This is a genomic window from Sphingomonas sp. GM_Shp_2 (assembly GCF_026540875.1).
GTDB lineage: Bacteria > Pseudomonadota > Alphaproteobacteria > Sphingomonadales > Sphingomonadaceae > Sphingomonas > Sphingomonas carotinifaciens.
Genome location: NZ_JALNUQ010000048.1, coordinates 20917 through 31759 on the forward strand (window position 1 = coordinate 20917; position 10843 = coordinate 31759).

The following is a 10843-nucleotide window of genomic DNA, read 5'->3' on the forward strand; positions in this document are numbered from 1 at the left end:
ATGAGTGAGGCAGGCTGAACGGCCGAAAGTGGGTCTTAGCGTTTCCAACGGTTATCTATACAGATGTCTGCTTCTCGCGCCCTATCGGTTGGACGCAGACTGGCAAGAACCGGCCGAGTAGCTGTCATCCTAGCGTCGGGTGTCACGACGGGTTGAATTGAGCCGCTTTCGGGCTGGCGGCTTCTGGTTTGCCGAACTGATGGTCGCTGAATCTGCGATCCGCGACTGGGTGGCACGGTGCGCGGAGCGCATGAGCGATAACTGGAAATTGTGGCAGGTCTGCGCTATCCCAGCGCAGGCTTTACCGTGCGGACGATGAAATATATTCAGATATAAGTGTCACCTTCTTCCGTAAGCAGTCACTTCTACCATGATTATCGAGAGAAATGCCGCATGAATCCGTGAGCGTCATCTGCCAAAACCTTAAGTGTGTGCTTCAAAATGCCTCCTGAATTTTGAACCTTTCCTACTGAAGCAAGATTCTGAATGGCGGAGGAGTTTATCTGCTTGCTGGCCTCAGCAAGCATTTGGCTGCGCTCCTCTACGGCGATAATGCGCCTATTGATTTGATCTATTGCATCGCTTTGCCCTCGGGACATGTGGGCTACGCGGCTGGCACCATCATCCAGACTGCCAATCAGCGCAGACAAGCTTCCGGTACTGGCAACAACAGACTTGATATGACCTTGGACGGATTCGATCTTACTGCGAACGTCACCAGCGCTTGCGCCAGTGCGCATGGCCAGCGACTTTATCTCGGCTGCGACGACGGCAAAGCCGGCACCGGCGGGGCCAGCGCGGGCGGCTTCAATAGTCGCGTTGAGCGCCAAGAGATTAGTCTGTTTCGTAATGGCCGTAATTACATCTACAATCTGCTCGATACTGGCAGCTTGGACTTGCGACAACCCGACGGTTTCGTTCGCGCTCTGCGCGTGGTCATTGATCGACCGGGCAGCGAGGCTGGTGCCAGCAACTTCACGATCTATTTCCTCGAATGCACGTGCAAGCGAATGTGTCTGTTGCCCGGCTTCATGCATTTCGGTGGCGAAAAGCTGGGCAATATCGTCGAGTTGCTGAGCAAGTGCACGGTTGCCGTTGATCGCCTCCCGCAACGAGACAGCATTGACCTCCAAGAGTTCCATCGCCTCCTGCGCATCCCGGATGACGCCGCTGACCTGCTTTTCAAATGCCTCCGCCAGCGTTGCCAGCGTTTTCTCACGCTCTCGCCGGGCCTGTTCCTCCATCTCGGCAATTGCCTGCGCCTGCTGTTGCTTCGTCGCCTCCGCTTGCTGGTGCAGGATAGCTGCTTGTTGCGCCAGAAGCGCTGCTTCTTTGCGCTGTTTTTGAAAGGCAGCAAGGGCGTTCACTACGAGCCCGAGTTCGTCTCTACGCTGTAGCGCTGCGAGATCCACATCGGCATCGTTCATGACAGAGTCCGTGGCCGCAGCGATGCCAGCGACCGAGCGTACGATCGAGCGCCCGACCACATAGGCCATCAACAGGCTCAGCCCCGTTCCTATGAACAGGACCAGCAACTGGATAGCTATAGTGATACGGGTTGCCAGCAGCGCGCTTTGGGCGCTCTCGTTCGCCTGGCGCACCCCAGCGTCCGCGACGTGCCGGATCTGATTGTCGATGCGTTGTGCGTTGCTGCGAAAAGGCGCTACCATTGTAGCGGCACTGGCGAAATCAACCTCCAACATTGATGTCAAAACATCTACGCTGGCCCTGTAGCGGTCCAGCTCGGACACTACGTTTCCCAGCACCGCCTCCTGCTCACGGTGATTGCGCTGATAATCGATCAGCGCCGTTCGCACGCCGTTCAGATCGCCATTGATGGCCTTTACCTGCGCGTCGATCGTTAGTCCCGAAGATGCTGCCTTCGTAACAAGGAGGTTATACACATTCGAGTTGGCGGTATCGAACCGTTGCGTGATTGCGTTCAACTGGCTGATGTCGCGCATATCGCGGTTGACGATGTGATCTACGCCACGCCCGACGATCAGCAGCGCTGTTGTGCTGGCCGCGGCCATGACAACGAACAGCACGAGCATGATGAGCGGCGTCGCCGCCACCTTTCCGGATATTGGCCGGTCGGCCAGCTTGAGCTTCCACTCAAGCCGATCCGACAGCCGAGAAAGCTGGTCAAAGCGCAACGCGGACTCCTGCTCGCACACGACGGTCCGCGGGAATCGGTGAGCCTGCGGAGCCTGCAGCCAGCGTCAGGTTCTCGCCAGCAGCAAATAGTTCAAGGGCTGGAGCGAGACGCCAGCCAGCCCGTGCATCGAGCGCGACTGCGTCGTTGACGCGGTAAAGCATCAGTCTCGGTTCGGAAGAAAACGCGAATTGCCGGGTCGCAGAGGTGTAACGGGCGACGCCAGAAAGCGACAGCCGGTCGATTGCATACCCAACTACGATGTTGGCTTTGTGAACCGGGGTCGTCGACTCCGGCGATAAGGCATAGGGTATCGGTTGGACCAGCGAGCCGAGTTGCTCATCGGTATGCGTCCAGGTGTAATTGCCCCGCCACGTTAGTCTACCGACTATCCCCGACACCGAAATGGATGTGCCGTAAGTGGTATAATCGCCGATGGCTCTGAAGCGCGCGACGAGGGACGGGGTAGGCAACAGAAATAATTCAGTCTGTAGGCCGTCTCCGGGGGAGGCAATGGCATTGTTGGTGCGCGTGACGAACGCCGTCGCTTCCAAGCGCGTGTCGCCAGAGGTGTGAACATAACCGAGCTCGCCGCTCCATATTCCAACCGGGCTCATACGAGGAGAGCCAGTGACAAAAACTGGAATAGGGGATGGTGTTACGATCGGGAGCCGTGTGCCGAAATTCACCAGTGACGGTAATTGATAGCCGTGCCCGCCGTTCAGCCGCAACAGATTGCGCGCATCAACGTGGACAAGCAGCGCAGCGTTGAAGCTGAAGCGGGTGAAAGCGCGATCAAAATCGCGCGGATCGTCATACGCTGGCTGGCGAACGGCACCGGACTGGCTCAGCCAGAGACGTTCGAGGCGACCTGCTGCGGTGATCGAAATGCGTTCACTGGCATGAACATCGAGCAGCGCATTAGCGGATGCAACGTCATAGGAGACGACATCCGAAAACTGGTCGATCGAGGCAAGCCTGTTGTTACGGTATTCAACGCCCACGCGTAGCGTACCAGCCGTGCTCAAGCGCAGGATCGAAGACGCCTGGGTAACGATGATCCGGTTCTTGAAGATGATCGGAACACTGGCATCGACGGTCGTGCCGATACCGTATTTCGCAGTCAGCCAATTGACGTACCCGTTAAGCGTAATTCCACCCCATGATGTATCGTGAGCGGCAGATGCATGAAGATTGTGACTGCTGTAATCCTGGTTGGAAAGCAGCTGGCTGGGTAAGTATTCGATCTGGCTGTTGGAGGCATACCCACCACCCAGTACGGCTTCCAGTCCGTTGAAGGATGCCGAGACATCCCCAGCGATCTGATCACTTGCAACGTTTGCAATCATTGCTGGCTGTATCAGCGACGCCGGGATGTCACGTTCGTCTTCGCGGGCATGTGCTCCGGAGAGCCTGATGCCGATTGACGGGGTCATCGGTAGCCGTACGGCACCTGCCACCTTGCCGATGTCATGATTGCCGAGCTCTGCTGTCGCCGTCAAAGATGGAGCGGCGCCTGCCCGACGGGTGACGATGTTGACCACGCCACTTGCAGCGTTGAAGCCGAACAGTGCGTTTGCCGGACCACGGACCAGTTCGATCTGTTGGATCTCCTCAAGCTGAACGCCGAGCAAGTTCCAATTCGTCATGCCGTAATGGTCAAGATAGACCTGCCTGCCATCGACCAGAACAAGCAGCCTTGCATTGTAGGTCTGGACGCCGCCACGTACTGCGACGTCGCTTTGTCCCGCCGTCCAACGGTTCACGTCGATGCCGGCATAGGTTTTCAGCAACCCTGGAACGTCACGGGCAGGCGAGCGGGCAATATCCGTCCGCGTGATGATGATTGTGGAGGCCGGCAGCTCTGAGGCACGTTGCGGCTTTCCGGCAACGCTGGTGGTGACAGGCTCGCCGATTGTATCCTGCAATGCCTGATAATCGACGGCCTGTGCCATGGCAGCCGAGGGGCACAGGATAATGCCAGCCGCAAGAATGGCCCGCAGCCTGATGGCGGGAAGAATGGCGGGCATTATCAAATTTCCTTGACCAGCATGAGGAATGCCGAACCGAACCGAACATTCGTGGCGCGCGCAGCAGCGCGGTTGATCGTAATCTGCGTCTTGGGGGCAGAAGTGACCCCGACGACACAACGGCCGGATTGCACGCATGCGGGATCAGACGATATGGTGAGGACTGATGATCTCGCTGCCGCGGCCGCAATGGTGCTGTGTTCGCTGCGAAGACCGGCGGTAACGAACGCGACGCGGTAGCCTGATAATGCGCCGATCGCCCCAATCGGCACGCGTTTTACCCGGATGGTGGCCCGTCCTGCTGTTATTCCTGCACCGATGGCACGCTCGATCGCGTTCGCCTCGGCCTCCGAGGCGCCGTTGCCTGGTTCAAACACTATTGCGGCAGTGACGATGCCCGACGGTCCGGGCTGAACGAACGAAACGACGCGGGTTGCGATGGGCACGTTCAATTCCGCGCCAAGCGGTGCAGCGCTACCCAACGCAGCTACACCAAACGCCCATGACCAAGGTCTAATCAAGATTACCCCCACATTGAGTGGGCTTGGTGAAGGCCAGCGCTATCTAATTGATTAATGGTCTTGTTCAGCGTCGTGATCGGTACGGTAGAAGACCATAGAAGGCGATTCCGACTGAACAGTCAGAGGGACGTTCCCCCACAGGGACAACGGCAGGCTCCACGAAGTGCGGGTGGCTGCGCTGCAAACTGGACGATGATCAGATCGCCCGAGATGCCGAGCGTATGTCGCGGACGACCGCAGAAGCCAATCGAGGGCTTATGACTGACTAGGGGTTTGATCCCATGGTTTCATAGTGAAATCCCTTCGTAGAAATGGAAGAAAAGCCGTAAGGGACATGCCTACTGAGGGGGCAGCGCTGCGGCGACATCAGCGGCGAAGCGCGCGATGTCGAAACGGGCTGCGCCCGGATCCTCGCCGCGTCGAACGATCACCAGATGTCGCGCAGGGATGACCATCACATACTGCCCACGGTTGCCCTGCGCAGCGAAGCTGCCCATCGGCAGCCCCTGTTGGGGGCCGAACAGCCACATCGTCGCACCATAGCCGGGGCCGCTCGTCGGTTGCGGTCCGCTCGGCGCCGTCATGGTGCGCATCCAGCCTGCAGGCAGCAGGCGCTGGCCCGCCCAGACCCCGTCCTGGGACCAGAATAGTCCAAGCCGTGCGAGGTCGCGGGCGGTCGACCACACCTGGCTGGAAAGGATATAGTTGCCGTGCCAGTCCGTCTCCGCGACTGTGTGCGTCATGCCGAGCTTGCCGAACAGTTCGTTCGGCAACGTGCGATACCGGTCCTCGCCGATCCTGTGCCGCGTGGCATAAACCGCGAGTAGGATGTCGTTGTTCGCATAGCGGAAGCGTGTGCCGGGCTGAGCCTCCAGAGGCCAGGAAACCGCCTGCTCGTCCACGGCCGTTCCGCCGAAATAGATCGCGTCGGTGCGGTTGCCGGCGGTATCGCTGTGAAGGCCTGACGCCATACGCAAAAGGTGGTCGAGCGTGATCGATCGCCGCGGGTCCCCTTCTGGCCACTGTGGCACAGCGGCGGCCGCCTGGGATGCGCCGGCATCAGCAAGGCCGATCAGCGTTCCGGCAATCGACTTAGCGACCGACCAAGTACGGTTCGATACGTACGGCCCGAACCCGCTAGCATAGCGTTCGGCAACGACCTTGCCGTCCTTCACGACGATCACGCCGACCGTCTTGGCGCCCGCGCCATATTCATCCGCAAACGCCTTGCCGACGGGCTCGGCCAGTGGCGCGGAAGGGGGCGCAGCAATGCCGGCATCGCCTTGTGGCCAGGGGCGGGGGTCTGCGCCCGCAATCGGTGGGGGGGGCGCCGATCTGCTGTTCGCCGGTGCCTTGCTACCGATCGGCAGCGTTACGCAACCGCGGCCATCTTGCCACACTGCGTATCGCGGCGGCAGCGCGGGATCGAAGGCAACGGCGACGGCCCCGTGCACGCGGTTGATCTGCGCGGTCAGCGTCGGCACGATCTTGTCATAATCGGGATAGATGCCGGTCAGTTCGTTAGCATCGATCTGCGCTGGGGCCCGCCCGGCGTTGAAGATGCCAGAGCAATAGAGCGCTGCCTTATACCCCGCCGCCACCGCGCGTGGATAGGTACCGGCAGAAGGCTGGGCGATCTGTGCGTTCGCGGATACCGACATAAAGAAAGCGAGAACGGCTGATTTTAGTATCCGCATCGTCGCATCATTCCATTACTGCCAGGGTACTGCAATCTGCTTATATGGCGCAGATAGTTCGCTTTTTCTCCCGATCAGGTGGCCTTTTGTGACAGGAAATGGGTCACAGCCGAAGCGCGTTGATCAGTGCACGCAGAGCAGGAGTGACCCGGCGATCAGGGTAGTAGAGGCGGCACCCCGGATAGCTCGGGCACCAAGCCGCGAGGACTTGAACAAGCCGGCCATCCGCGATCTCATCGGCCACGTCGTGCTCCATCAGATAGCCGAGTCCGGCGCCAGCGCGCACCGCCGCCGCCGCTAGGACCTCGTCGTTGACGATGAGCTGCCCGGAAACCTTCAGCCTGAGGTCTCTTCCTTCCTCCTCGAATTCCCAGGGCAGAAGGCCGCCGCCGCCCAGCAAGCGGTAGTTGACGCAGACGTGGCGATCGAGGTGCGCCGGCGTCTCGGGCGGGGCATGGCGAGAGAAGTAGGCTGGCGTGCCCACGACAACCGTGCGCAGGTCCGGACCGACCGGCACGGTCACCATGTCGCGCTCGACCGCCTCGCCAAGGCGGATGCCGGCATCGAAGCCGCCCGCCACGAGATCGATCAGCCTGTCTTCAACGGTGACCTCAACGGACACGTCGGGATGATCCAGCAGGAAGCTTGGCAGACGGGGCGCGAGGATGGTGCGCGCCGCGTAACCGAAAGTGGTCAACCGCACGGTACCCGAGGGTGCGTCCCGCCAGTCGGCGAGCGACGCCAAGCCCTGTTTCAACTGCGTAAGGGCTGGATCGAGCGAACGAAGGAGCTGCTCGCCCGCCGCGGTCGGCGCAACAGAACGGGTGGTGCGCGCGAGAAGTCGAACGCCGAGCCGCTCCTCCAAAGCCTTCATTGCGTGGCTCAGCGCGGACGGCGAAAGACCGAGCTCGGCAGCGGCTCGCGTGAAGCTGCGCTGCCGGGCGACGCTGGCGAACGCCGCGAGATCGTTGAGGTCGCCGCGCTGCATTGATGCATCATGCTCACAAGCCCTTGTGGTCCGCAACGGCTAATCCAGCGGTCGGTCGTACCCTACTTCCATAGTGAAACGAGGAGTGACGAGTCATGGACCTGACCAACTTTCGCACGCTGGGCCGCTCGGGGCTGGCGGTGAGCCCACTGGCGCTGGGCACGATGACCTTCGGTGCCGGCCGCTGGGGCGCCGATCAGGCTGGATCGCGCGCCATCTTCGACGCCTATGCCGAGGCGGGCGGCAACTTCATCGATACTGCGGACGTGTATTCCGGCGGCGAGAGCGAGGCGATGATTGGACGCTTCCTGCGCGAACGCGGTGGCCGCGACCGGATGGTAATCGCGACTAAGTCCGGCTTTCCCCGCGGTGAGGGCAATCCGCTCTCAGGTGGCAATTCGGCGCGCAACATCCGCGACGGCCTGGAGGGGTCGCTGAGGCGGCTCGGCAGTGGCCATATTGACATGTACTGGACGCATGTCTGGGACCGCACGACGCCGGCCGAGGAGGTGTTGCGCGCGCTGACCGACGCGGTGCGGCGTGGCGACATCCTCTACTACGGCTTCTCCAACGCGCCCGGCTGGTATGTCGCGCAGATCGCGACCCTGGCGCGTGTCCACGGGCTGCCCGAACCGATCGGATTGCAGTATAGTTACTCGCTTATCGATCGCGGCGTCGAGCTGGACTTGGTGCCCGCCGGACGGGCGCTCGGCCTGGGATTGGTGGCGTGGAGTCCGCTCTGCTTTGGTATGCTCACGGGCAAGTATGGCCGTGAGAAGCTCGCCGACTTCGGTCCGGCGGGCCGCGTCCCGAACAAGGCGGGTGGACACACGGGCGGAAGCGACGGTCGCCTCAACGGCGACAATCCTTATGGCGGGATGCTGTTTACGGACACGAACTTCGACATCGTCGACGAGCTGCGCGCCGTGGCGGAGGATGTCGGCCGCTCGATGGCGCAGGTGGCGCTCGCCTGGGTGGCCGGCCGACTGGGTGTCTCGTCGGTGCTAATGGGAGCGAGCCGGCTGGAACAGGTGCGGGAGAACGTAGCATCACTCGAAATCGTGCTGTCGCCGGAGCAGCGAAGGCGGCTGGACGCTGTTGGGGCGCCGCCGCAGCTGAACCCTTACTTCATCTTCAACCTGCCGCGTGAGAGCATTTTCGGCGGCAGCGCTGTGGAGGCGTGGAGATAGCATTGGCCGCTGCCCCCCAATGAACAAGCGTCCGGTGTTGGGAAACCGCAAACCTGTTCCGAGTGGCCGCTAATGGGTCTCGCTTCCTTCCTGAGACCGTCTTTTGGGGTGCGTGGCCACCGCAACCATAAGCCGGCGTTCGCAATGCACCATTCCATACGGGACAGACGAAACCGCTCGACCATTCGATCACGAGACGGATGCCAGCCTTTGCAGGCGAGACGCTTGAAAGTATCAGGCCAGCAGTATGCCCGCGTTCGACATTGCTAATCCGCTCCCCCTGCCGCGTCATCTCCGCTTCCTCGCTGGCGGGGGAGAAGCGACCCGTCTCATCCTGGCGCGCGACTGGAGTGGCCATCCATTAGGCGAACCCGCCGGGTGGCCCGAGGCATTGAAGGCGACGCTCAGCACCGTCCTCAACTCACCGGAATCGATGATCCTGGCGTGGGGACGGGAGGAGCTTACCTTCTTCTTCAACGAGACATACTTTCCACTGCTCGGCCCGCGAGTGAGCTGGGCGATGGGGACGCCGTTCAGGGAGGTCTGGGCTGACGCCTGGGATCAGGCAGAGCCGATCATAACCGAGGCATTCGCCGGTCGCAGTCAGCGGTTCATCGATCTGCCATGGAAGCTTGATACCGATCGCGGGCCGGCAGACACCTGGTTCACCTTCTCCTATTCGCGCGTTCTCGACGGCGATGGTGAGATCGCCGGCCTGTTCATCTTCACCACCGAAACCACCGAGCGGGTGCTGGCCGACGCGGCTCTGAAGAAGAGTCAGGCGGACCTTCATGCCGCAAATGAAATTCTGAAACAGCGCGTCGAGGAACGCACCGCCGAACGTGACCGCGTGTGGCAGCTGACCAACGACCTGATGGCAACGGCTCGGCTCGACGGCTATCTCATCCAGGTCAATCCGGCCTGGACACGGCTGCTCGGCTGGACCGAGGACGAACTGCTGACCCGTCCGTTCATCGAGATTATCGATCCGGCCGATCACGCCGAAACGGCGAACGTCGTCGCCACGCTTGCCCAGGGTGAGATGGTGACCGGCTTCGTCGATCATGTGCTGGCAAGCGATGGCACCACGCGCACGGTCATGTGGACCGCCGTTCCCGACGTGAAGTCCGATCTCTTCTACATCATCGGCCGCGATCTCACCGATCAGGAGCGGATCGAAGAATCGCTCCGCCAAGCGCAGAAGATGGAGGCGGTTGGACAGCTGACCGGCGGTCTTGCTCACGACTTCAACAATCTTCTGACCGGCGTGATGGGCAATCTCGAGCTCCTGCAGCACCGGGTGGCGAAAGGCCGGATCGATGATCTCGATCGCCTCGTGCTCGCGGCGCAAGGAGCCGGCCGACGTGCCGCCTCCCTGACGCAGCGGCTGCTCGCGTTCTCGCGCCGCCAGACCCTCGACCCCAAGCCCACCGACATCAACCGGCTGATCGCCGGCCTGGAGGATCTCCTCCGACGTACGATCGGCCCCGAGAACACGTTGGAGATCGTCGGCGCCGGAGGCCTGTGGACGGCCAACATCGATGCCGGCCAGCTTGAAAATGCGATCCTCAACCTGTGCATTAACGCGCGAGATGCCATGCCTGAAGGCGGCCGCATCACCATCGAGACGGCCAACAAGTGGCTGGATGACCGCAGCGGGCGTGAGCGGGACCTGCCACCAGGGCAGTATCTGTCGATTTGCGTCACCGACACAGGCTGCGGCATGGACGCACACACCATCGAGCGCGCGTTCGAGCCCTTCTTCACTACCAAACCGATAGGACAGGGTACGGGGCTGGGCTTATCAATGATCTACGGCTTTGCCCGGCAGTCGGGAGGCCAGGTGCGCATCTACTCCGAGGTAGGCATGGGCACGACCTTGTGCATCTACCTGCCGCGCTACAGCGGCGATGCGTCGAACGAGAGCGGAGAGCATGAGGCGGCGTTGCCGGACAGCGGCAGCGGTACGGTCCTGATCGTCGATGACGAAGCTACCATTCGCCATCTAGTCGACGAGGTGCTCGATGAGGTTGGCTACACCGTGATCGGAGCGGCGGATGGTGCGGCAGGGGTAAAGGTGCTGCAGTCGGGGGCGAGGATCGATCTCCTCATTACCGACGTAGGCTTGCCCAACGGTATGAACGGCCGACAGGTCGCCGATGCCGCCCGATCGCTTCGCCCCGGTTTGAAGGTTCTCTTTATCACCGGCTATGCCGAGAATGCCGCAGTCGGAAACGGTCATCTCGAGCCCGGTATGGAACT

7 protein-coding genes are annotated in these 10843 nt (G+C 61.3%); 2 read left to right on the top strand and 5 right to left on the bottom strand.

The annotated features are described in order from the left end of the window. Positions 1-374 precede the first annotated feature (374 nt). The 5 genes from OXR08_RS14975 to OXR08_RS14995 form a co-directional block, all read right to left on the bottom strand. Positions 375-2156 carry a methyl-accepting chemotaxis protein gene (locus OXR08_RS14975; protein ID WP_267351086.1) on the bottom strand — a complete coding sequence of 594 codons (1782 nt, stop codon included), beginning with the start codon at positions 2154-2156 and terminating at the stop codon, positions 375-377. Continuing rightward, entirely contained in the window at positions 2146-4185 is a 2040-nt protein-coding gene (locus OXR08_RS14980) for a TonB-dependent receptor (RefSeq protein ID WP_267351088.1), read from the bottom strand. The genes OXR08_RS14975 and OXR08_RS14980 overlap by 11 nt, the downstream gene beginning before the upstream one ends. 2 nt (positions 4186-4187) lie before the next feature. Beyond that, entirely contained in the window at positions 4188-4631 is a 444-nt protein-coding gene (locus OXR08_RS14985; protein ID WP_267351098.1) for a YfiR family protein, read from the bottom strand. Positions 4632-5044: 413 nt separating this feature from the next. Further along, a complete protein-coding gene (locus OXR08_RS14990) occupies positions 5045-6190 on the bottom strand; it encodes a serine hydrolase (protein ID WP_267351090.1) in 1146 nt (381 codons plus the stop codon). A gap of 316 nt (positions 6191-6506) precedes the next feature. Beyond that, on the bottom strand, positions 6507-7391 hold the full coding sequence (locus OXR08_RS14995) for a LysR family transcriptional regulator (RefSeq protein ID WP_267351092.1): 885 nt from the start codon (positions 7389-7391) through the stop codon (positions 6507-6509). A gap of 95 nt (positions 7392-7486) precedes the next feature. On the opposite strand from OXR08_RS14995, the gene OXR08_RS15000 reads away from it, so the two are divergent. Then, the gene (locus OXR08_RS15000; RefSeq protein ID WP_267351094.1) at positions 7487-8581 is read left to right on the top strand and encodes an aldo/keto reductase; all 1095 of its coding nucleotides are present in this window, start codon (positions 7487-7489) and stop codon (positions 8579-8581) included. Positions 8582-8828: 247 nt separating this feature from the next. Beyond that, a partial coding sequence (locus OXR08_RS15005; RefSeq protein ID WP_267351096.1) for a PAS domain-containing sensor histidine kinase occupies positions 8829-10843 on the top strand: 2015 nt, incomplete at its 3' end.